Genomic DNA, 22,841 nt, shown 5'->3' with positions numbered 1-22,841 from the left:
CATTGACGCAACGATACGGGAGTTTTGCATATAATTTGTTGATTATTAACCTATTTGATCAAAGAAAGAACCGCCTTTTTTCGTTTCGGGCACTTCTTCTTTGGGTTCTGGAGCTACATATACGGCGGCTGGCGGCTCTGGCACGGCCACAGGTTCGGGCGTAGCCACCGCAATCACTGGCGTAGGCGCAACGATAGGCGTTTCTACTACTTCGATGGGCTTTTCGACATCTTGTAGCTGGGCTTTAAATGCTTCTCTTTCGGGTTGGGAAACGTAATGAGTGGGCTGGGCTTTTTGGCGCGAACGCTCGGCTTTGTCCAATAAATCGTTAGCCAAATTCCGCAATTCCGCAATAAAATTATCGCGCGTATTTTCGATGCCTCTGCATTCGCGTTCTATTTCTTTGGCCTGCTTTTCAGCATCTTCTATAATGGATTTGGCTTGCCATTTGGCATCTTTAAGCAAAGATTCGGCCTTGATTTGGGCTTCGCGAATATTGAGGGCAGCCGTTTTGTTGGCTTGTTCCACCAAATTTGCGCCTGTTTCTTCGGCAGTTTTGAGGGTTTTGAACAAAGAACTTTCTACCTCACGGAGCTTTTGTACCTCACGGTCGGCAGTTTCCAGACGGATTTTTAACTCTTTGTTTTCGTCCATGACGCGTTCCCACGCCTGCGACAACGAAGTAAGATAGGCCTGCACCTCGTCTTTATCGTAGCCTCCAAAGGACTTCTTTTCAAAGGTTTTCTGTCTGATTTCTAAGGGAGTTATTTTCATGGCAGCAAGTTGCAATAAGGAAGAAATGGAGTATAAATGTACTCAATTAAAACGCAAATATACCCATTTCTGCATAGAGTGTTTTAGTATTTTACAAAACCTTAATTCAAAAATGCTTCGGCAATAGCCAAATCTTCAGGAGTCGTGATTTTAATGTTTTCGTAATTGCCTTCTACGAGCCGAATCGTTGCACCGTAGGCTTCTGCCACAGAGGCATCATCCGTAAAAAAAGCCGTTTCTTCTACATCATACGCAGCCGCAATCAAGGGCAACGCAAAAGTTTGGGGTGTCTGAACTAACCTAAACAGCTGCCTATCAACCGCTTGAGACGCGCCATCAGGCAATATTTGCCGAATAGAATCTTTCAGGGCGACACTGGCCACGGCATTGCCGTAAATTTGTGCTTGCTCAAAACATTGCTCAATTACCTGCCCCGACACCAAAGGCCGCACGCCATCGTGTATGGCCACCAATGCTTCCGAACTGCTGTTTTCAATGGTTTTCAGGCCATTGCGCACCGACTGAAAGCGCGAATTTCCGCCCTCAACCACTTGCACAGGCAACGAAAAATTATATTGCGCACATAATTCATTCCATGTCTGGAAATGCGCCGCAGGCAACACCAAACGAATCTTTTGGGGTAAAACATGTTGCGCAAAACGGTGCAGCGTGTGCATGAGCACAGGCAATTGACGCACAGCAATAAATTGTTTGGGCGTTTGGCTTTGCATACGGCTGCCGCTTCCGCCCGCCACAATAACAGCGTATCGGTTATTCATCAAAAATCTTTTAAGAAACTTTATTGCTCCACAAATTGCCAGCCAACGAACTAAAACCGCCTACCAAACCCCCTACCAGCGTCGTAATCAGCAAAATAAGCCATTGGTTGGGGCTACCCGTTATCATTTCAGCTATCTTTTTGGATAAAATACTGTGTGTGAGAATGTCGATGGCCAACGAATAGCCAAACCAAAGCAAGGCAATCGCCAAAAATCCCTGCCCAAAGGCGATGAAAGGGCTATTTTTGAACGAAAAACCAGCTAAAAAAGCCACAGGAGCCATTACCCACCAATAAGGCAGCAGCCATTGCAAGACAGCCGAAACAACAAGAATTGTAATAAATGATTTCATGGGAAAAAGGTGTATGAGATGTATGGATTATTTTATTTAAAATTCAATTTGATTGAAAAAATATTGGAATACAATGCCTCCGACTCGTTGCCCAAATCCGTGAGTGCATAGTCTAAGGCCAATTGTTTGTAGCGAATGCCTACGCCAAAATTGGGCATAAACGTTACTTTCTTTGTTCCGTCAAACTGCTTGATTTTCTGAATGTTGCCCGCCCCAATTCGCACAAAAGCCATTTTGTTGTAATTCAGTTCCAGCCCTGCGCGTGGGTCAATGGACACCAACTTAGACGAAACTGGCGCATTGCGCTGCCCGTCGAAAGTCATTTCCATATCAAGCGCGGCCAACATTCCCCATTTTTTGTAAATTTTCTGCTCGCGGCCTACGCCCAAAATCCATTTGGGAAGCGTAATTTCGATAGAAGATTCAGGTATTTTATTACCCGTTTGGGTATAAACGGCGGCAAGTTCAGCAGTGTTATAAGACCACGCGTTAAAAGTGCTGGTTACGTCGCGTGCCATCAGGCCAAGCAACCAATTGCGGCGACGATATTGCGCCCCAGCGTCCAGCCCAAAACCCCAAGCATTGGCAAAAGTTCCCGCGTTTCTATAAACAATTTTGAAATTTGCACCGATACTTAAATCCTTGACAAACACATTTTTACGCGCATACGACACCAACACGGCATTGTCCGAAGACGAAAAACTCCGCACACGCGAATAGTCTATCTGGTCGCCAATAATCAGATAACGCGTGTCGGCAATATCGTCCACGCTCAGGCGTATGCCCGACACGGCCAATGTACTAAGGCTGTCGAGTTGGGTCGCAAAACCAATATAATCGTAGTTGGCAATGCCCGCAAAATATTCGGCGTGCATCAGTGAAGCCTCATAACGCGTGCTAATGTTGGTAAGCCCCGCAGGATTCCAATAACCCGCCGTAACGTCGTCGGTAATAGCCGCCTGCGCCGAGGCCATGCCCTGCCCTCGTGCCCCTACGCCTATCGAAAGAAATTCGTTGCTGTATTTGGGTGCCGAAACTTGGGCTTGTGCCAATGTGGCTGCGCCTAATACCAACAAGGCCGTGATTTGTCTAAATTTTTTCATATTCCAGAAACTCACAACAATAATACAACAGTGTACGCGCTATTGCAAATACACGCGGCTGGCCTTACCCAAAATTTAAAAAAATATACTTCAAATGTAAGATAAACGATATAGTTTTTTGGTGTTAATTTGCGGATATTTTGGATATTTATTTCTTCAAATCGTATGCTACACTACAAACATTTATTCTCACTAATCACTTTGTTGGGGCTAATGAACTGCTCTTGGGCACAATCAGTCCCTAAGTTTTCTTATGGGCCGCGTGTGGGCGTAAATTATGCCAACATGACCATCGAAGACGTACAATCGCAAATCAATTCGCGTAAATACAGCGCAGGCGATGCTGTTTTGGGCTTTCACGCGGGTATTTTTACGCGTTTTCGCTCTCAACAATACGCCATTGCACCCGAAATCTTGTTTTCGACGACAGGCGGCAACATCAAAGTAACAGACGCAAGCACAGGCCAAGCACTCGGCGATGTGCAACAAGTGCGTTTTACGCGTTTGGACGTACCTGTCATGCTCAACTGGTTTCCGTTCGGCAAAATAGCCCGTTTGCAAGCTGGTATCGTGGGCAGCTATAATATTTCTTCCAAAGTAAACGACGAAACCATTCCCGATGCAAAATCCTTTGCCTTTGGCTATCAGGCAGGTATCGGCGTGGACATCAGCAAAATTTTTGTGGATTTGCGCTACGAAGGCAGCCTAACACAGTTCCAAAATGACTATTTCCAGTCGCAAGGCACGACTTTCAAACAAAACAATCAGCAATTTATTCTGAGCGTTGGGTACAGTCTTCGTTAAAACATTACAAATATTTACCTGTATTTTAACAAGCTGCATTCTCCGTCAAAAGAGATGCAGCTTGTTTTTTATAAAATATTTTTTGGCATAGATTACAGATAATCAACCATTTATATTTTCAAAGTAAAAATCATTGATTTATTTTGAAGCAAGAAAAACTAACTTTTAATAAATTTGGTTTTGGAATAAATGCACAAACTATTCTCATAGCTTACTGCGCATTTAGTTATCATTTATTATACATTAATTTTACACCAGTTATGTCACTATTAAAAGACAAAGTCGCCATCGTAACAGGCGCAGGTTCAGGCATTGGCAAAGCCATTGCCGTTTTGTATGCTCAAGAAGGAGCTAAAGTAGTTGTGTCGGATATTAACGAAACAAGCGGCCAACAAGTAGTAAACGAAATCAAAAGCAGCGGCGGCGAAGCGTTTTTTTTCAAAGCGGACACGTCAAGTGCCGAAGACAATAAGCAATTGGTAGCCGCAGCCGTAGCGCAATACGGTCGTCTGGACGTAGCCTGCAACAATGCGGGTATCGGCGGTCCAGCCCAACTCACTGGCGAATACGACATTGAGGCTTGGAACAAAGTAATCAGTATCAATTTGAATGGCGTGTTTTATGGTTGCCGTTACCAACTCGAACAAATGGAGAAAAATGGCGGCGGTAGCATCGTAAACATTGCCTCTATTCACGGCACAGTAGCCGCGCCTTACAGTTCGGCTTACACAGCTACCAAACATGCGGTTGTTGGCCTTACCAAAAACATCGGGGCGGAATACGCACAGAAAAACATTCGTTGTAATGCCGTAGGGCCAGGTTATATCCTTACACCTTTGCTCGAAACGCACCTTGACGATGCCGCGAAAAAAGCAATCGCCGCCAAAGCCCCTATGAATCGCTTAGGCACATCGAAAGAAATTGCGGAGTTAGTAGCGTTTTTGAGTTCAGACAAAGCCTCTTTCAGCACAGGCGCGTATTACATCGCCGACGGCGGTTATACGGCTATCTAAGTCGTTTTGTTGCAATAAATTTTATTATGTTAAACCAACACATATTCATCAATGAACAAGAATGTGCGTTGGTTTAACTATTTTTGGAGAAAAGAACTCACAATTTCGGCGGCTTGCTGCATTTCTTTGGCCTGAAAACGATACGATGGCCCCGAAACCCCAATCGCAGCCACCAACCTATTTTGTTCTAACACAGGCACTGCAATACAATTCAGTTCTTTCTCTAGGCGTTCAAAATCTTCTGCATACCCCTTGCTCAACACTTTGCCCAAGCGGTCGTCCCAAACGCTCAGTTGTGCGGCGGACTCATTGCGCAAAAGCGTATTCCGCAAATATTCCGAATACGCCATAAACACATTTCCCAAAGCAGAGTTCATAATATCCAGCTCTTTTCCCAGTTCCAAACTGATACGCACCGACCTGTTTGGGTCGCATTTGAGTTCGTGGCGCATATACGTGCCCAGTTGGACGGTGAGGTACGAAGTTTCACCCGTAAGTTCTGTTATTTTTTCCAAAATAGGCCGAAAGCGTTGTTTGAGCGTATGCACGGACAACGGCGGCGGCATGAGCATATACATTTTGTCGCTGAGCCGATAACGCGGACTGTGTTGGTCTTGCTCCATGTAGCCGAGTTCGAGCAATGTTTTGAGGAAATTATGGGCGGTAGTTTTCTCCATGCCCAACGAGTCCACGATGTCTTGCAAACGAACATTATTGCCATTTTGGGCGACATATTCCATGATGAGCATGGCTTTTTTGACGGATAGTATCATCTCCAAAGTTCATTTATTCAGAACAAAAATAACTGCCGCGCGGTCTCTGCCACCATTTTGTTCCGATTTATTTAAAAAAATAGTACATACCTACACTGAGATATGTACTACGAGTTACAAAAAATCTTCCGTTTTTAGCTGGTTACGGATTGGTTGACCAAAGGCCAAAATCTTTTACAAAAGCTCTTTGCGGTAATTTCAGGTTATGCACCACCAATACGGCGAGGTCTTCGGGTTGAAGCACTTTGTCTTCGTTTCCGTCCGTAAATTTGGCATTGAGCGTCATTTCCGTGGCAATCGTGCTTGGGTTAATGGTCGTAACGCGAATATTGGATTTGCGAACTTCTTGCATGAGGGCTTCCGTCAGGTTAATAACCGCCGCTTTGGACGCGCCGTAAGCACTCAATTTGGCGTTACCTTTCAAGCCTGCCGTAGAGGCCACATTGATAATGTCGCCTTTGCCTTGTTGCAAAATATACGGTAACACTTCGTGCACTACATAATACGTTCCGAACACATTCACGCGAAATACTTGCTCCCATTCGGCTACTGGCAGCTCCAAAAAGCCACCAACTTTGAGGATTCCTGCGTTATTTACCAGAATATCAATGGTTTTCAGTTCGTCGGCGAGCTTAGCAACCGCCGTTTTTACTTGGTCGTATTCGGCTACGTCGGCCACCGCGTAAGCAACCGTCACTTCTGGATACTGCGCCTTTACGTCCTGAGTCACACGCAACAAATCAGCTTCTGTACGTGCAATCAAACCCAAATTAACGCCTTCGGCGGCCATTTCTAAAGCCATCGCACGGCCTAAACCTTTACCTGCGCCCGTAACAATGGCGGTTTTTCCTTTTAATGTTTGCATTTTATATGTCAAGAAAAATAGTTTCCTCTTTTATTGAACACAAAATTCATTATACCCAAAAAAGAAACCAACTATTTTGAGATAAAAGGCTTAAATGTTCCGCATTGAAGAATATTTTATTTCTTAAGCCTAAAACACTGCAATTTTAAAAAACATAGAAACAGCTACTACAACCATAGATTCGGATACATTTGTCCGAAAACTATAGCCCAATTTTGCATCATACCAAAAGATGTTAAAAATGAAAATAGTAGTAACAGGTTCTTTAGGGAACATCAGTAAGCCATTGGCTATTTCTTTAGTTGAAAAAGGCCATGAAGTAACCGTCGTGAGCAGCCAACCCGAACGACAGTCTGAGATTGAGTCGATTGGCGCAAAAGCAGCCATTGGCACCATGTTAGACGTTGATTTTCTTACACAAACTTTCGCGGGAGCCGACCTCGTGTACAGTATGGTAACGCACGGAAAAAATGCTTTTTTTGAACAACAGACTGATGTCGTAGCATTGCTCACCCAGATAGGTGCTAATTACAAACAGGCCATTGAAAAATCAGGCGTCAAAAAAGTCATTCACCTCAGCAGTATTGGGGCAGACCGACCACAAGGAAACGGAATTTTAGTATTTCATTATAACATAGAACAACTGCTTAGCCAGTTGCCTGATGAGGTAGCCGTAAAGTTCATGCGCCCGATGGGATTTTACTATAATATGCTGGCCTACATCCCCAGCATCAAGGCAAACGGAACAATTATTTCCAATTATGGCGGCGATGAAGTAGAACCTTGGGTTTCGCCGTTGGACATAGCCGCCACCATTGCCGAAGAGGTGGAACTTCCTTTTGTAGGAAAATCTTTTCGCTATATCGCCAGCGATGAGGTTTCGCCCAACGAAGCAACTACTATTCTGGGCAATGCAATAGAAATGCCTGATTTAAAGAGAGTTGTTGTTTCTGATGAACAAATGCTTCAGCGAATGATTGGCATAGGTATGAACCCCGAAACAGCAAAAGGTTTTGTAGAAATGAATGCAAGTATCCGAACTCGAAAAATATATGAGCATTATTACCAACATCATCCTGTTTTAGGAAAAGTAAAACTATCGGATTTTGCCAAAGATTTTGCCCTCGCATTTAAACAATCATAATCCAACATCGCTACAACCCAACTGAATTTTGCTTAATTTGGGTGAAATTCAGTTGGATTTATGTAGTATTTTTCGGCTTTTCTTTCTGTATAATATGAGCCAGTCGCCACAACCATTTAGGGTAAAAACTATCAGCGAATTTCATCGGCTAAAAGGTTTGCCGCCGCCCGAAAATCCACTTATTAGCGTAATTGACTACGGTGCTATTGCGTGTAAAGAAGAAGTAAATGCCCAAAATTGGGTTTTTGATTTTTATCAAATTTCGGTAAAACGCGGAATCAATGCAAAATTAAAGTATGGCCAGCAAGCCTATGATTTTGATGAAGGCGTCATGTTTTTTATTTCGCCCAATCAAATATTTGGCATTGAACCCAATCGCCTTCCCGTGCCCAAACGTTCGGGTTGGATGCTGCTCATTCACCCTGATTTCCTATGGAATAGTTCTCTTGCCAAAAACATCAAAAACTACGATTATTTTGGTTATTCCGTTAATGAGGCTTTGTTTCTTTCCGAAAAAGAAGAAGGAATATTACAAGCAATTGTGCAAAATATTCAGCAAGAATGCCAAACCAATACGGACAAGTTTAGTCAAAATATCATTGTATCACACATCGAAACACTCCTCAATTATTCTGAGCGATTCTATCAACGACAGTTTTTTACGAGGAAAAAAAGCAATCATCAAATTCTTGAGCGATTAGAAAATCTGTTAAACAACCGACTCAATGACAACTATTTAATTAATCACGGGCTACCAAACGTACAGTCAATTGCTGACGAACTGAACATGTCACCAAACTATTTGAGTGCCGTGCTGAAAACACTCACAGGACAAAGTACCCAACAACATATTCACGAAAAAATTATAGAAAAAGCAAAAGAGATGCTTTCCACTACGCATCTTTCTGTCAATGAAATTGCATTTCAGTTGGGTTTTGAGCATTCGCAATCTTTTAACAAATTATTCAAAAACAAAACAGAAATGAGTCCGTTAGAATTTCGAGCAAAGTTTAACTAAATACCAGTGCTTTTATTTGTATTGATAGTTAAAATTGTACTTGAATTTTACCGAAAGGCTATGTATCCTTGTACTTTGTTCACTTAACTGAAAACACAATTATGGACGCTCAAAGCAAATCATTTCTGTATCAATATCTTAACAATGCTTCTCCTACTGGTTTTGAGTCGAGTGGCCAACAAATTTGGTTGGATTATCTCAAACCCTATACCGATACTTATTTCACGGACGTGTACGGAACTGCCGTTGCGGTCGTGAATCCTGAAGCAAAATACAAAGTCGTAATTGAAGCGCACGCCGACGAAATCGCGTGGTTTGTAAGCTATATTTCCGACAAAGGCTATGTATATCTCAAACGCAATGGCGGTTCGGATGCACTCATCGCACCGAGCAAGCGTGTGAATATTTTCACGAAAAAAGGCATCGTAAAAGGTGTATTTGGTTGGCCAGCGATTCACGTGCGCGACATCGCCAAAGACGAAGCCCCCAAAATCAATAATATTTTCTTGGATTTGGGCTGCGAAAGCAAACAAGAAGTCTTGGATTTGGGTGTTCATGTGGGTTGTGTAGCCGTGTTCGACGACGAACTGACCGAACTAAACAACAAATTTTGGGTTGGCCGTGCCCTCGACAACCGTATGGGCGGCTTTATGATTGCGGAAGTGGCTCGCCGCCTGAAAGAAAACAATGTAAAACTTGATTATGGCTTGTATATCGTAAACTCGGTGCAAGAGGAAATCGGGCTGCGCGGCGCGGAAATGATAGCGGCACGCATCAAACCAGACGTTGCCATTATCACGGACGTTTGCCACGATACGCTTTCGCCTATGTACAAACCCGTGGAGCAAGGCGAACAGGCTTGCGGCAGAGGTCCAGTGTTGAGTTATGGTCCAGCGGTGCAAAATAATTTGCTTGACATGATTATTGACGCTGCCGAACAGAATAACATTCCGTTTCAGCGCATGGCCGCCTCTCGTAGCACAGGCACGGACACCGATGCGTTTGCTTATTCGTCGGGCGGAATTGCTTCGGCTCTTATCTCGCTGCCGCTCAAGTATATGCACACGACGGTAGAAACGGTACACAAAGACGACGTAGAAAACGTGATTCAACTCATTTACAATACGTTATTGTCGCTGAAAGCGGGTCACGATTTCCGTTATATCAAATAAAAAAACATTCGTTTCATTGCATGACAACAAAGGCATTGAGGTAAATCTCAACGCCTTTTGTTGTTCTTCTCCCCTTCCATTGCTTTATTATCCGTTAATTTTCTATTTTACTTAACATAATTAAATTTATAAAACTTATTATTGGTAATAAAAACTCCCGTTTTTGATAAGTTAACACATAACGGGAGTTTTTTACGGAAAATTTAGATTCTAAAAATTACCAATTAAATACTATACACAACATCCTCAAAAGGTCGGCGGCGTTTCGGAATAACGGATAGTTGGTTGGCATCGTCGGCGGCTCTCCCACCTAAAGCCACCGCAACAAGGGTTTGGCAACCTTCTAATTTCAAAATCGCATCGTATTGGTCGGGCATAATGCCGCCCATAGCCGTAGAGTCAATGCCCAAGCTGGCCACCGCACTCAACAAAAAACCCAGCGCGATATATACTTGCTCCGACATCCACGTTTTGACGTGCTCCTCTCCTTTTGGCTTTATCATTTTATGGTAATATTCCACCGCACCACTAGGCAGCGAAGCAGGCAAACGCTTTTCAAACGCATCTATCTTCTCCACCGCCAACACCACCACATGACTACAATGCAAAAGTTTATCTGTGTTATGAAACGATACTTTAGACAATTGCTCTTTGATTTGCTGGTCAGCCACAAAAATAAACCGCCAAGGCTGGCTGTTAATGGAAGATGGCGCAAGATGCAGCACTTTCATTAACTCATTGATTTGCTGATTGTTAATCTTAATATTTGCATCATACTTCTTGGTCGTGTAGCGCGTGCGAACTGTTTCCAAATAAGACATCGTATTTTGTCGTTTAATGATTGAATAATATTGTATTTCGTATCAACAAAAAAGGCTCTGGATTTGCTCCAAAGCCTTTTGCTATTTTATCGTATTTTTCAACTAAGTTCTAATATTTACAAACCCAAAGCGATTCTTTAAAACGGGTTTGTGCTTCATTGAGTTTTGCTTGTGCTTGTGTAAGATTTTCATAATCAGCTAAACTCACTTTATACAAACCTCTGTTATCGCTTGGGTGAATCACCTTGGCGGTAGCTTCTGATATAGCCAAACGTTGACGCAAACTTACGGCATTTTCGGGTTTAGAAAAACTTCCTACAATTACATAATAACGTTTACTGCCATCGGTTGGGGTAATCGTCTCTACTTCCGCTGGGCTTGAAGTTACCGCATCCATCATTGAGGATTCTTGATGAACTTTAGGCAAAGCCTTTGGTTCTTTCTTCGGCGTATGGTGTGGCTCTACTGCCGCGATAGGCTCACTTGTTTCTTGTTGCGTAGCAGAATCTTCTGTTGGCTCTGTAACCATTGCGACATCGTCCGCCTCAGTCTCTTGCGGGGCTATCGTACTATTTTTTTGCAAAGGATTAAAACCCGCAATACCTTGTTTGCCATCAGTAAAAGCTACGAAGTAAACCGAAACGGCTACCAATGCAATCACCGCCAATACAGGAATAGCCAAAATATAAGTCCAAACACTATCATTGCGGCGGCGGGCGGGCGCAGGAACGCGATTGCTTGTTGCAGCGGCGCGATCTTTGGAAGCTGCTACCAAACGAGTCGCGACATTTTCTCTGATAATGGGCTTAAAGAACAATTCAGGCAATCCAAAACTTTCGTTTTCGTAATTGTTTTTTGAATCTTGTTCAAACTGTAAGGCGTATTCGTGATTAATAAACAGTGTTCCAATTTCTTTGATATAACACTTGTTTTGGTCTTTGAGTGCTTCACGAATATCAAACACAAAACCTTTTATCTGAAAATACGCTTCTTCCGTGCTGATATTTTCAAACTTGGCTATTGTGTTGGCTAACAGTCCATCATCATTTTTAAGACGTTCATTAAATGCCACTGCTTTCGACGGCGGCAAAAACGTATGTCGTACTGGGTGAACCTCCGCAGTATTATAACTCGTAATAAAACCACCCAAATCAGGGATTACTACGCAATCATAATTAAATAGCAGATATTTAATGTATTTTTCAACCATAACAACTATAAAGAGTAACGCAATTTCTTGCCAAAAGCAAGCTGCATTGTTTTATTTTTAAGATTAGTTTATATTTTACCTAAAAAGATGCTGTTGCTCCAAGCATTACGAGCAGTCCTCTTGTTTGGTAATACAAATATCGGGGGTTTTTTTGAGAAAGTATATTGTCCATGTTAAGAAATGCTGAAAATTTCTGCGAAAACTTGTAGTCGATACGCAAATCTACGTCCGCAATTCCTTTCAATTCCTGTGTTTGGTTCGTTAGTGGGTTAAATGCGTACTGCGTTCCGATATAATATAAATCAAAATCTATATAAACTTTTTCTCTATAATTATAGCGTGTATTCAAATTCATGCGCAAGGCTGGACTGTGCCATGCTTTCGCCAACTTTTTGGTAGAATATCCGTAATAATCCGTTTTGAAAGCAAAACGCCATTTGTCGGAAGGTGCGTAGCCGAACTCACCCGTAAAACGTGTGATATTTACTTTGGCACTGTCGTAGGCCAGCGTAAATTTGGCCACGTCTGCCGTATCACTCACAAAAAAGGCTAATTGCTTATATTGTTGCATTCCGCCCGTGATTTTGTAAAAAAAGTCTTTGGCGATTACGCCTTTAAAACCTGCATACAAATCCATCGTCTTGTTGGCGTGCGAAAGCGGCAACTCCCCTTTTACAAATGGATTGAGCTGTACGGTATTGCGATAGGTTCTTTTTTCCAAATCGCCATTAAAACCCGCCAAAGCGGTCAGCGAACCACCCATTAACTGATAAGCTAATTCTACGGTCGGGTAAATCGTGGTTTTGGTGGCAAGTTTGGCCGTATCATTGCAAAAACCAAGATTAAAACCCACCGAAGCCGTCAAAGCTCCTTCTTTGTACTGAAAGCTCGGACGCAAAGCCGTATAATTGCGTCCCAACGAAAGCGTATCATTTTTGTATTGCAAAAGAGCCACTTCCAACGGCACAAACAGCGTCATGGTTTCGTTGAGTTTGTAGCTGCTATTAAAGCCAATCCCAAATTCAGATTCTCTGTTTTTGTGCGAATCCGAAAAATTAGAGAAATTGATGTTGCCGACATAATTAAAAGCTGCCGAATCGGTGGCGTTTTGTAGCGTCGCACCAAAAGAAAGCGTATTATAAATTTGCTTGAGCGAATCTTTGGACACTTCCGTCGGGTAGCCATAATAATTATAGCGTTCGCGCGAATAGTCGAGTCGGCCAGTCAGGATATATTTTTCGTTAAAATATTTACCATAACCTGCAAAACGATTTTCGCCGCTGCCGCTGTTTTTTACAGAGCCTTTGGCCGAAGCAAAATGTTTGAAATGCACGCCATACGCATAATCGTTGGTGCGTTTGCTGTTATGAAAAGCCTCCAGATAAGTAGTGCCATAATTCCCCAAGCCCCCTTTTAGATAAGTGCCGTAAAGTTTGTCAAGTTCGTCTTCGGGCAGACGTACCACACTCATACGCGGGTCAATGGCGGGCAGCGTTGCCCCAAAAGTCTGAAAAGAATATTTTTGAGGCGTTGGCGCAGGCACAGGCAACGGAATCGTTACTTTTTCAAAATTGCGCACGGCTTCGGGTAGCTTTAATTCCTTTTCTTTAATAATCACCACTTCCTCGTCCGAGATTTCTCCGTTTTGGTTACGCTCAATTTGCGCCCAAGCAGAGGGCACGCAGCAACACAACAAGGCCAATAGGCTATAATATCTTTTCATGGGCAAATACAGAATAATGGCAAATATGCTTAGTTTTTGTCTGTGATACAAAAAACGAGGAAACAAGGAAAAAAAATACACGCCAGCGGAAAAAATGACCTAAATTCATCCAAATCCCAACACCAAATATATGAGCAGTTTATTTACTCACATCCAAAAAACATATAGCCTGTCCTTATCAAACGTTTTTTTGCAAAAAACAGCTACAAATTTTTATAGAAAAGCCATTTGGCTAATTCCTTGTAGTTTACTTTTTTGCCGTACATCAGGATACCCACGCGATAAATACGCGCCGCAAGCCACGTAGTTGACAAAAATCCAAGAATCATCGAAAGCATCGAAACGGCGATTTGCCATGCGGGCGGGTCGAAAGGGATGCGAACCATCATCACGATGGGTGCCGTAAACGGAATCACCGAAAGCCAAATGGCCAAGGCTGAGTTGGTATCGCGCAAAATCAGTTGTGTAGAAGCAAACGCAATAACTAGCGGTATGGTAATCGGAAACATGAATTGTTGGCTGTCTGTGTCGTTGTCCACTGCCGCGCCAATGGCCGCAAACAAAGCACTATACAGCAAATAACCCGAAATGAAATAAAACAAAAACCCAAACAAAACCAACGGCATATTGATTGTATTGAGAATAGCCAAAACATCTATCTGGCTCGCCATCGCCATGACGACACCCGACGAAAAGACATAAGAAAGTAGCATCCACAACCCAAATTGTGTCAGTCCGACTGCCGCAATACCCAAAATTTTGCCCATCATTAGCTGAAAAGGCTTCACCGACGAAATCATCACTTCTACGATACGGTTAGTTTTTTCTTCTTGCACACCCTTGAGTACCTGTACGCCGTACATAAAAATAAACATATAAATCAAAAACGCGCCAACATAACCCGCACCCATAGCCGCCTCCGTACTACTTTCTTTTTCTTTAGATTCTTTATCTAACGTTTTGGTATTGAGGTCAATATTTACTTTCATTTGCGCGATAAGTGTAGGATCTATGCCTACTTCCCGCATACGTATATTCTCCAATTCTTTTTCGATGATGTCTTTGATGCGAGTCTCAATATAAAAATTGGGGCTGTTTTCATAGAAAATCGTAATGCCTTTGGTATTGTCGGGCGACACGCCAGCAGGAATGTAAAGCAATGCATAACGGTCTTTTTCTTTGAGGTTACTTTTATCCGTCGTTAGGTTTTTGCTGGAAGCCTCCACAAATTCAATATTGTGTGTGCTAGGAAATTTACCTGCAAACAGGCCACTTTCATCAAACACCTCCACTACTTTATTTTCGGAAGTAATGAGGGTAATAGTAACCCAACCTACTATGGCAGTAAGCCCAGCAAAAAGCAACGGTCCTAACAAAGTCATGATAATAAACATTTTATTTTTGACTTTTTGTAAATATTCGCGGCGCAGAATCAGGAAAATTATTTTCATACTAAACAATATAAGGACGATTTTGTGCCGCAAGGTATAGATTATTGGTTAGAATTGATATGGTTTGAACAATTCGAAGTTCTTGCAAAACAGGCAAAAAGAAGAAATCGTAGGAATATTATTTGTTTTATTGACAAAAAAATCACAGATTTAGGGTCTGATAGTTTATTGGCCTCTGTTCCAATATAAATTACATACACACTTAATTCGTTCATGAAAATACCTAACAAAAAGCTAAACTTTGCCCAAAAGTTTTTGCTGAAACTCAATCGCCCTGCTGATTATATGTATTATAAGCAGATGCGCAAGTTCCTTACGTCCAAAGAATTTAATCAGAAATATTTGTCGGTAGTATCACCGCCCAAAGTCGCAGATACGGTTAGCTTCAAGCATTCAGGAAATGTGGGAGACATTATATATGCCCTGCCAAGCATTATAGCTCTTTCGATGCACAAACCCAGTCATTTGTATTTGCATCTCAATCAGAAAGGCTGTAGCAAAGACCATCCACTCGGCGGCGTAATGCTCAATGAGAAGATAGCAGAAATGATCAAGCCTTTGCTCGAAGCCCAACCCTATATCAATAGTGTAGGTATTTATGACGGACAGCAACCTGTTACATACAATCTGGACTTATTTAGAGAGCTTCCTGTAAGTTCTTGCTTAGGCGATATTTCACGATGGTACTTTCAGATATTTGACACCAACTACGATCTATCACGTGCATGGATACAGGCAATTCCCAATAACAACTATAAAGACACTATTGTCTGGGCACGCAGTGAAAGATACCAGAATCCGCATTTAGATTTTAGTTTCTTGGCTCAATACCCAAAAATAGTTTTTGTGGGTTTGGATCACGAATATCAGTTGGCAAAAAAACAAGTACCCAACATAGAACATGTAAAAGTGAAAGACTTTTTGGAACTGGCTCAACTTATTGCAGGGGCTAAGTTGTTCATAGGCAATCAATCTTTCCCCTATGCCTTGGCAGAAGCCATGAAAGTCCCTCGTATTTTGGAATTATGCTACTATACGCCTAACGTAGTGATTCATGGCGAAAACGGCTACGACACGTACTTTCAAGCCAATTTAGAAAAGAGAATTAGTGCTTTATACGAAAAATAAACGCAAAACGCCATCAAATGTATATTTGATGGCGTTTTTATTACAAAAGCACCTTTATTTCTCTAACCCATTGGCGTACAAAGCTCTATCAGAAAACCGTTGGTATCGCGGAGATAGGCCACCGTTTGCCCCCAAGGTTTTTGTTTGGGTGCTTCCGTGAGTGTTGCACCTGCTTTTTGGGCGCGTTCTACGGCGGCAGGCACATCTTCTACCACAAACCCCAGCTCTATTCCAAACGGATGCGCCGACAGATCCGAAGTCTGAAAACCTTCTTTCAAATTACTGTTAGCCAATTCCTTAGAAGCAAAAGCCAAGGTAGTAGCACCCGTAAGCAATTCGGCGTAACTCTCGTCTGGAGTCATAAATTTCAGATCAAAGCCAAATGCTTTTTGATAAAAAGCCACCGAACAAGCCACGCGTTCTACATACAAAATCGTATAAACATATCGTATCATCTTATAAAGAGTTTTTCTGTACAGAATCTATTTGGCAATGCTACAAATTTTTAGTGAATAACATTGAAGTCCTGAAAATTTCATTTTATTTGAAAAAAAAAATACCGAAAATGAACTAAAACAAAGGTTTTCGTTGTATTTGTGAAATAACACACACTATGAGTAATTTTTTTTATACACAAACAGTCTTATATTACAATGAACCAGGAAGTTACTAATCGCTTAAAGCAAATTTTGGCGCAGGAGAATTATACCAATCAGCCATGTAGCGAAAAGACCTCAGAAATGAGTGCAGAAGAAGAAGCCGTTTTTCAAGAAAAACGCAACGCCTGCTTGGAAATGTTGGAGAAAATCGTTGATTGCCAAGCTACAGAGGAAGAACAACAGGCCTTTTTGGAGCATACAAAACAGTGTATGCCTTGTTATAAAGAGTACAAGCTCGAAGCAGCCATCAAAGAGATGCTCATGCAGAAACTTGAGAAAAAGTCATTACCTTGCGACCTTATTGATTGCGTTAAGTCCAAAATTAAGGAAACACAAATTTAAGTATGGCCTTTGAAGGTAAACTCATTATTTTTTGCGCCCCGTCAGGTTCGGGCAAAACAACTATCGTCAAACACTTGCTGGCCAACAACTCGGATTTAGGGTTTTCTATCTCAGCTTGCACACGCGACAAACGTGGCCGCAACGAGGAAAACGGAAAAGATTACTACTTCCTCACGCCCGAAGAATTTAAAGCACGCATAGATAATGACGAATTTGTAGAATGGGAACAAGTCTATGAAGGCGCGTTCTACGGAACATTAAAGTCTGAAATTGAGCGTATTTGGGCGCAAGGCAAACACGTAATTTTTGATGTGGATGTAAAGGGCGGTTTGAGCCTGAAACGCTATTACCAAGAACGTGCTTTGGCCGTTTTTGTGAAAGTGCCAAGCGAAGAAGAACTCGAAAAACGTTTGCGTGGACGCGGCACAGACACGGAAGAAAGCATTTCGCGCCGCTTGTTCAAAGTGAAATTTGAGATGAGTTTCCAAGACAAATTTGATAAAATATTATTGAATGAAGATTTGGATAAAACCTTAATCGAAGCCCAAAAACTTTACGATGAATTTGTAGGCCATTCAAAAGCCTAATAAGCATATTTGTAAGCAAGGTTCTTTTTTTCACGAGAAAGAACCTTTTTTTTGCCCTTTTATCAAATATTCCTCCCCGAAACTTACATGACAACAGATTGGCTATTTTATTTGGAATGGCTCGGCGTGGCTACGGGTGCGCTGTGCGTGTGGCTCAACTCCCGCCAAAATATTTGGGGTTGGCCTGTGGCTTTAATCAATGTGGTTTGCTACACGGTCATTTGCTGGAACGGACAACTCTACGCCGAAACGGGTTTGCAAATTTTTTATGGCCTTACCTCGGTGTACGGCTGGTATAGTTGGGCGAAAAACAAAAGCAGAAATACGCACCAAAAACTTGACATTCAATTTCTTAACAAAAAACAATGGCTTTGGGTAATGCTCTCTGGCGCAGGCCTTTGGCTGCTGATTTGGTGGCTACTGCACCGCTACACCAACGGCGACGTACCCGCTTGGGACGCACTGACAACGGCCTTTAGTTTGGTGGGACAATATCTGTTGGCACGCCGATATGTAGAAAATTGGTTGTTGTGGGTCGGGGTCAATGCCGTTTCGATTGGTATTTATTACTACAAAAATCTACACCTTACGGCCATTTTATTTTTCATTTATTTACTTTTGGCCATACATGGCTACAGACAATGGAAAAAAGATTTTGAGCCCAAAAAATCGTAATTTGCCCGCAATATTACTTTTATTACAAACTATAACCATTCTCATAACTTATTAAATATGAAACTTTTACCCATTCTTTAGTTTATTTTCTGATGAGAACAAAAATCTCACTTCTTTCGCTACTGGCCGTATGTGGCGGTTTGCTTTCGGCCAAAGCCCAAATCAATGATACAATTACCGTAATGCAGTACAACCTGACCAATTACGGCAATTATACAAGCTATTGCACCACTACCAACAACGCCGTAGCGACCAAAGACCCCAACATCAAGACCATCGTCAAGTACGTAAACCCTGATATTGTGGGATTTAACGAAGTAAACAAAACCTCCACGTATGCCGACCGCCTGCGCGATTTGGTACTCAATACCGACGGCGTGACGCATTACCAAAAAACGCCATCGTCTAACACGGTCAATTCGAGCATTATTAATATGCTCTATTATAATAGCGACAAACTCGTTTATCATTCGCGCGAAACCATTTTGGCCGCTACCCGCGACATTGATTTGTACCGCCTTTATTATAAAGACCCAAATTTGGCCGTAACCAACGACACCGTATTTTTTGTGTGCATCGTGGCGCACCTCAAAGCGGGCAACACCACCGCCGACGCTACCACACGCGGACAAATGACGCAATCGGTCGTAGATTTTTTGGCGGCCAAAAACAAAGCTGCCAATTATATGTTTATGGGCGATTTGAATCTTTACACTTCTGCCGAAACAGCGTACCAAAATCTTATTACGCCCACCAACTCAAAGTATAAATTCTATGATCCCATTAATAAAATGGGGGCATGGAGCGGCAACTCATCATTTAAAGCCTATCACACACAATCCACACGCGTAACCAGCAACGGCTGTTTGGCTGGTGGCGGCATGGACGACCGTTTTGACCATATCATGCTTACCTCGCATTTGCTCAACGACTCGGCGGGGGCACAATTTATTCAAGGCTCGTACAAGGCCGTAGGGCAAGACGGCAACCGCTACAACGGCAACGTAAACGACGGAACAAATTCGTCTGTTCCTGCGGCAGTAGCCAATGCGCTTTTTAACAGTTCTGACCATTTGCCCGTAACAGCCAAGTTCAAGGTAACAGGTACGGTTACGTCATTGCTTTCGCGCCAAAACCAACAACTTTTTGTGCGTTTGGCCAACCCTGTACGCAATGGCCTGATTCGCTGCGAAATAAAAGATATAGACGGAACTTCCTACAAATTAAGCATTTATAATACCGTGGGACAGCTTTTGAACAGCACTACGGCTCAAGTCGAAAGCGGCCAACTCCAAACCAGTATCCAGTTGCCACAAGGTTTGTATATGTTGCGTGTGGAAAATACCAAAGGGCTAGGTAATACGCAACGTATGCTAATAGAATAACCCATGCAAAAACAACGAAATCCCGAAACAGTACAATTCACTCTGTTTCGGGATTTTTTTTACCAAAAAAGCTATAATGTTATGGCGTTTTATACTAAAAACTTATATTTGGTAGCATTGTTAGACTTTTTCCGTTTTTATATGGCACAACAACTACACGACCTTTTTATTAAAGTAGGCGAACTTGGTGGCATACAAGCCCGAACCAAACTTTCTGTATTATCCAAAATGACTTCGGTAGAGGCCCGCACATTACCCGACACCACCGAAAATATTAAGTTATTGGAAAGTTGCTTCCAAGCCATCGTCCGAGAAATCGGAAAAGTACCAACGAACACATCAAATTCAGGAACGGTGGTAATAGATACCACTACTGTTATTGGAGCAAAATTACGCAAACACATGAACGTGGCCGCCGATATTATCGCCCAAAGACATTTGTATCAAGGGAATTTGAGCGACACGGCCAAACGCATCACCGAAGCCTTAGTAGAAGCCGCCGACGTAGAACGCGCCAGTATTTGGCTTTATAACGATACCAAAACTGCTATTGTCTGCACAGATTTGTTTGTACGCTCAAACCAAACACATAGTAATGGCGTAGTCATTAATGCTGGCGACTTCCCCGTTTATTTCAAAGCCATCGAAACAGAACGTACCATTTCGGCCAATAACGCCCACAACGACCAAGCCACCAGCGAGTTTTCGAAATCGTATCTTACTCCGCTCAATATTGGGGCTTTGCTCGACGTGCCGATTTGGGCAAATGGCCAAATGCGTGGCGTAATCTGCCACGAACACGTAGGCGGCGTGCGCCAATGGACTTCTGATGAAGAAACATTTGCTTACCTAATGAGCAACGTAATCGGAATGATTTTAGAACATTTGGAAAAGAACTGACTTTTAGACCAACCCTTATAGGCTACCACCCATAAGGGTTTTTTATTACTGATTTTCAGCGCGTTGTTTAATGGCTTGGTTCATGGCCACGAAATTCTGGCGAATATCATTGCCATTATTTTTGAGCACATAACCCGACAAAAGTCCGCTAAATTCTTCGCCGTGTGTGAGTTTTGTTTGATTGGCTTCGAGCGTTTCGAGGCGAAAATAATGCCGACCGTCGAAGATGCCCGACACCCACAATTTGCCCAACCATTCAAAATAAATTTCGGGAATTACTTGCAGCACCACAGGCCGAAAAGTCATCGTACTATTGCCATTTTTCATGGTATTTTCCAGCCGATTTCCTGTTTTTATTTCGCCTTTTATTTTCAAAAGAAAAGGATTCCAGTCGGCGTATTTTTCGGTGTTGGTGAGTATTTCCCAAACCCTTGCGGCAGGCGCATTAATTACAATTTCGGTTACAATTGATTTTGAATTTTTCATCACAATTTCTGTTTGTTTTTGATAAGACAAAATTAGGCAGCCGCCGCGAGTCGATTTCTTTACAAAAGATAATAAATGCAAAAGAGCTTCTCTTTTTTTAGAAGAAAAGCTCTTTTCGCATGGCCTAAAAACCTGATTTAGTCAATAATTCGTTTGCGTATGCGGCTCAATGACACGGGCGTAACACCCAAATACGAGGCGATAATATGCTGAGGCACACGCTGTAACAAATCTTTGTGCTGCATTTCAAATTTGCGGTAACGCTCTTCGGGGCTGTCCAGAATAAACGACGAGAGAATTTGCTGGGCATTAATAAAGCGTTGTTCGGCTACTTTACGGACAATCACATTCATTTTGGGAAGTCGTTCGTATAGTTTGTCCATCGCTTGACCTTGCAATACGAGCAAGTCGCAATCTTCGAGTGTTTCGAGCGTCTGGATACTGGGCGCAGCCCGCAACAAACTATCAAAACTACTGGCAAACAGATTTTCCTGAAAAATAAAACCTGTAATTTCCTCGATATCCTTTGTATAATACAATCTAATCAAACCTTTGTTAATAAAATATATTTCACTCGCAACCTCGCCTTCGCGCACCAACTTAAACTTTTTGGGAACTTGCCGAAACGTAAAAGCCTGCTCAAAAACTACCTTTTCTTTGTCGGTCAGCGTTACGAATGGCGCGACATAACGATACAGTGCCTCAAACATATATTTTATTAATCAATTGATTTAAAAACGTTTACCAATAGAAAATTATTTCTGAGCAGGATAAAACCACTTAAACGCCTTATAAACAGCCAGATGTAAAATAGTTGCATGGTCTTCGTCGGGCATATACGCAAAATGCGTACTAAGATTTTTCTTCCCCGACTTTTTCAGTGTTTCCGACAATTTTCGCGCTAAAGGCGTCATCACTTTGCCTTCTTCCCCTACCGCCACAAAAACTTGTCGAGGGCTGTCGGGTTGCTTGGCAAACATGGCGGCGGCGTTTTGGCTCAAAGACTGTTTGTCCCACCACAAACTCGGACTGACGATAACGTATTGGTCAAAAAGTTCGGATTTGGTCAATAACACTTCTGTGGCAAGCAAACCGCCGAGCGATTGGCCTATCAGCATTCCTTTGCCGCGTGTCTTATATTGCTGGTTTACAGATGGTTGCAATTCTTTTTCCAGAAAAGCAATAAACTTAGCCGAGCCGCCAGTAGTCGGAAAGTCTTTTTGGTCTTGCGCGTCGGTGCTGGGATAAGTAAAATCGCGTCTTCTGTCCACGTTGCCGATGCCTACTACGATAGTTGGCGGCATCATTTGCATCATGTTCCAGAACTGCACCAAGCCCGCCACGTGTACGAAATCTTCGCCTGCCGAGCCGTCCAGCAGATAAATAACGGGATAGCGGCGTGCCGAATCTGGGTTATAACCTGCTGGTAAATAAATATTTAAACTACGTTTTTCGCCCAATTGAACCGAATTTATTTCGAGCGTTTCGCCCAATACAAAAGGCTTTTTAGTAAGCAATTGTGCGTTGAGTTGGAAGGCCAAAAGCCCCAAAAAGAAAAGTAAAAAAGTACGTTTTTTCATGTTCGTGTATCAAAATAATCGTTTTCAAATTTATAAAAAGAAAACAGAAAGCTATTTTATTAATCATGCAAAATTATTATATTAGTGGTTTATTATT

25 protein-coding genes are annotated in these 22,841 nt (G+C 42.3%); 11 read left to right on the top strand and 14 right to left on the bottom strand.

What is annotated here, in order from left to right; all coding sequences use genetic code 11:
- Window positions 1-45: 45 nt before the first annotated feature.
- The 4 genes from BM090_RS13225 to BM090_RS13210 all read right to left on the bottom strand — a co-directional run bounded on the left by BM090_RS13225 (window position 46) and on the right by BM090_RS13210 (window position 3,008).
- Window positions 46-774 (bottom strand): DivIVA domain-containing protein, encoded by a 729-nt coding sequence (locus tag BM090_RS13225; RefSeq protein WP_091513950.1) that lies wholly within the window; start codon window positions 772-774, stop codon window positions 46-48.
- A 101-nt stretch (window positions 775-875) separates the two neighbouring features.
- The gene (locus tag BM090_RS13220) at window positions 876-1,553 is read right to left on the bottom strand and encodes a 2-C-methyl-D-erythritol 4-phosphate cytidylyltransferase (protein ID WP_091513948.1); all 678 of its coding nucleotides are present in this window, start codon (window positions 1,551-1,553) and stop codon (window positions 876-878) included.
- Window positions 1,554-1,563: 10 nt separating this feature from the next.
- Window positions 1,564-1,905, bottom strand: coding sequence for a hypothetical protein (locus tag BM090_RS13215; protein ID WP_091513945.1), 342 nt, complete (start codon window positions 1,903-1,905; stop codon window positions 1,564-1,566).
- Between the two features lie 32 nt (window positions 1,906-1,937).
- On the bottom strand, window positions 1,938-3,008 hold the full coding sequence (locus BM090_RS13210) for a putative type IX sorting system protein PorV2 (RefSeq protein ID WP_091513942.1): 1,071 nt from the start codon (window positions 3,006-3,008) through the stop codon (window positions 1,938-1,940).
- A gap of 165 nt (window positions 3,009-3,173) precedes the next feature.
- Between BM090_RS13210 and BM090_RS13205 the strand changes: the two genes are divergently transcribed.
- Together BM090_RS13205 and BM090_RS13200 are read left to right on the top strand one after the other, a co-directional pair.
- Window positions 3,174-3,812: a porin family protein gene (locus BM090_RS13205; RefSeq protein ID WP_091513939.1), complete on the top strand. Its 639-nt coding sequence runs from the start codon at window positions 3,174-3,176 to the stop codon at window positions 3,810-3,812.
- Between the two features lie 260 nt (window positions 3,813-4,072).
- A complete protein-coding gene (locus BM090_RS13200; protein WP_091513935.1) occupies window positions 4,073-4,825 on the top strand; it encodes an SDR family NAD(P)-dependent oxidoreductase in 753 nt (250 codons plus the stop codon).
- 77 nt (window positions 4,826-4,902) lie between these two features.
- Here the strand turns inward: BM090_RS13200 and BM090_RS13195 are convergent, their stop codons facing one another.
- Both BM090_RS13195 and BM090_RS13190 read right to left on the bottom strand, forming a co-directional pair.
- A complete protein-coding gene (locus BM090_RS13195) occupies window positions 4,903-5,598 on the bottom strand; it encodes an IclR family transcriptional regulator (RefSeq protein ID WP_091513931.1) in 696 nt (231 codons plus the stop codon).
- Between the two features lie 142 nt (window positions 5,599-5,740).
- A complete protein-coding gene (locus tag BM090_RS13190) occupies window positions 5,741-6,463 on the bottom strand; it encodes a 3-ketoacyl-ACP reductase (RefSeq protein ID WP_091513928.1) in 723 nt (240 codons plus the stop codon).
- A 241-nt stretch (window positions 6,464-6,704) separates the two neighbouring features.
- Between BM090_RS13190 and BM090_RS13185 the strand changes: the two genes are divergently transcribed.
- The 3 genes from BM090_RS13185 to BM090_RS13175 all read left to right on the top strand — a co-directional run bounded on the left by BM090_RS13185 (window position 6,705) and on the right by BM090_RS13175 (window position 9,797).
- On the top strand, window positions 6,705-7,607 hold the full coding sequence (locus BM090_RS13185; RefSeq protein WP_091513924.1) for an NAD(P)H-binding protein: 903 nt from the start codon (window positions 6,705-6,707) through the stop codon (window positions 7,605-7,607).
- 94 nt (window positions 7,608-7,701) lie between these two features.
- Window positions 7,702-8,625 carry a helix-turn-helix domain-containing protein gene (locus BM090_RS13180; protein ID WP_091513921.1) on the top strand — a complete coding sequence of 308 codons (924 nt, stop codon included), beginning with the start codon at window positions 7,702-7,704 and terminating at the stop codon, window positions 8,623-8,625.
- A 101-nt stretch (window positions 8,626-8,726) separates the two neighbouring features.
- Entirely contained in the window at window positions 8,727-9,797 is a 1,071-nt protein-coding gene (locus BM090_RS13175) for a M42 family metallopeptidase (protein WP_091513917.1), read from the top strand.
- A gap of 224 nt (window positions 9,798-10,021) precedes the next feature.
- Here the strand turns inward: BM090_RS13175 and BM090_RS13170 are convergent, their stop codons facing one another.
- The 4 genes from BM090_RS13170 to BM090_RS13155 all read right to left on the bottom strand — a co-directional run bounded on the left by BM090_RS13170 (window position 10,022) and on the right by BM090_RS13155 (window position 15,002).
- Complete coding sequence (locus tag BM090_RS13170; protein WP_091513914.1) at window positions 10,022-10,618, bottom strand: NAD(P)H-dependent oxidoreductase; 597 nt, start codon at window positions 10,616-10,618, stop codon at window positions 10,022-10,024.
- A gap of 109 nt (window positions 10,619-10,727) precedes the next feature.
- Window positions 10,728-11,828, bottom strand: a complete 1,101-nt coding sequence (locus tag BM090_RS13165; protein WP_091513910.1) for an HU domain-containing protein — start codon at window positions 11,826-11,828, stop codon at window positions 10,728-10,730.
- A gap of 79 nt (window positions 11,829-11,907) precedes the next feature.
- Window positions 11,908-13,551, bottom strand: a complete 1,644-nt coding sequence (locus BM090_RS13160; RefSeq protein ID WP_143083974.1) for a TonB-dependent receptor — start codon at window positions 13,549-13,551, stop codon at window positions 11,908-11,910.
- 203 nt (window positions 13,552-13,754) lie between these two features.
- A complete protein-coding gene (locus BM090_RS13155) occupies window positions 13,755-15,002 on the bottom strand; it encodes an ABC transporter permease (RefSeq protein WP_091513902.1) in 1,248 nt (415 codons plus the stop codon).
- A gap of 213 nt (window positions 15,003-15,215) precedes the next feature.
- Here BM090_RS13155 and BM090_RS13150 point away from each other — a divergent pair, with 213 nt between their 5' ends.
- A complete protein-coding gene (locus BM090_RS13150; RefSeq protein WP_091513899.1) occupies window positions 15,216-16,130 on the top strand; it encodes a glycosyltransferase family protein in 915 nt (304 codons plus the stop codon).
- A 62-nt stretch (window positions 16,131-16,192) separates the two neighbouring features.
- On the opposite strand, the gene BM090_RS13145 is transcribed toward BM090_RS13150, so the two are convergent.
- Window positions 16,193-16,585, bottom strand: a complete 393-nt coding sequence (locus tag BM090_RS13145) for a VOC family protein (protein ID WP_091513896.1) — start codon at window positions 16,583-16,585, stop codon at window positions 16,193-16,195.
- A 198-nt stretch (window positions 16,586-16,783) separates the two neighbouring features.
- Here BM090_RS13145 and BM090_RS13140 point away from each other — a divergent pair, with 198 nt between their 5' ends.
- The 5 genes from BM090_RS13140 to BM090_RS13120 all read left to right on the top strand — a co-directional run bounded on the left by BM090_RS13140 (window position 16,784) and on the right by BM090_RS13120 (window position 20,678).
- Window positions 16,784-17,131, top strand: coding sequence for a hypothetical protein (locus BM090_RS13140; RefSeq protein ID WP_091513892.1), 348 nt, complete (start codon window positions 16,784-16,786; stop codon window positions 17,129-17,131).
- A gap of 2 nt (window positions 17,132-17,133) precedes the next feature.
- The gene (gene gmk / locus BM090_RS13135; RefSeq protein ID WP_091513889.1) at window positions 17,134-17,718 is read left to right on the top strand and encodes a guanylate kinase; all 585 of its coding nucleotides are present in this window, start codon (window positions 17,134-17,136) and stop codon (window positions 17,716-17,718) included.
- Between the two features lie 87 nt (window positions 17,719-17,805).
- Window positions 17,806-18,393, top strand: a complete 588-nt coding sequence (gene pnuC, locus BM090_RS13130; RefSeq protein ID WP_091513886.1) for a nicotinamide riboside transporter PnuC — start codon at window positions 17,806-17,808, stop codon at window positions 18,391-18,393.
- Window positions 18,394-18,485: 92 nt separating this feature from the next.
- Window positions 18,486-19,778: a T9SS type A sorting domain-containing protein gene (locus BM090_RS13125; protein ID WP_091513882.1), complete on the top strand. Its 1,293-nt coding sequence runs from the start codon at window positions 18,486-18,488 to the stop codon at window positions 19,776-19,778.
- 3 nt (window positions 19,779-19,781) lie between these two features.
- A complete protein-coding gene (locus BM090_RS13120; RefSeq protein ID WP_091513880.1) occupies window positions 19,782-20,678 on the top strand; it encodes a GAF domain-containing protein in 897 nt (298 codons plus the stop codon).
- Between the two features lie 45 nt (window positions 20,679-20,723).
- On the opposite strand, the gene BM090_RS13115 is transcribed toward BM090_RS13120, so the two are convergent.
- The 3 genes from BM090_RS13115 to BM090_RS13105 form a co-directional block, all read right to left on the bottom strand.
- A complete protein-coding gene (locus tag BM090_RS13115; protein WP_091514302.1) occupies window positions 20,724-21,164 on the bottom strand; it encodes an SRPBCC domain-containing protein in 441 nt (146 codons plus the stop codon).
- 137 nt (window positions 21,165-21,301) lie between these two features.
- Window positions 21,302-21,874 (bottom strand): Crp/Fnr family transcriptional regulator, encoded by a 573-nt coding sequence (locus tag BM090_RS13110; protein WP_091513877.1) that lies wholly within the window; start codon window positions 21,872-21,874, stop codon window positions 21,302-21,304.
- A gap of 45 nt (window positions 21,875-21,919) precedes the next feature.
- Window positions 21,920-22,744 carry an alpha/beta hydrolase gene (locus BM090_RS13105; protein WP_091513873.1) on the bottom strand — a complete coding sequence of 275 codons (825 nt, stop codon included), beginning with the start codon at window positions 22,742-22,744 and terminating at the stop codon, window positions 21,920-21,922.
- Window positions 22,745-22,841 lie beyond the last annotated feature (97 nt).

Source organism: Flexibacter flexilis DSM 6793 (assembly GCF_900112255.1).
Lineage (GTDB): Bacteria > Bacteroidota > Bacteroidia > Cytophagales > Flexibacteraceae > Flexibacter > Flexibacter flexilis.
Note: the sequence above shows the minus strand (reverse complement) of the source record. Positions and strands in the feature narration are given on the sequence as shown.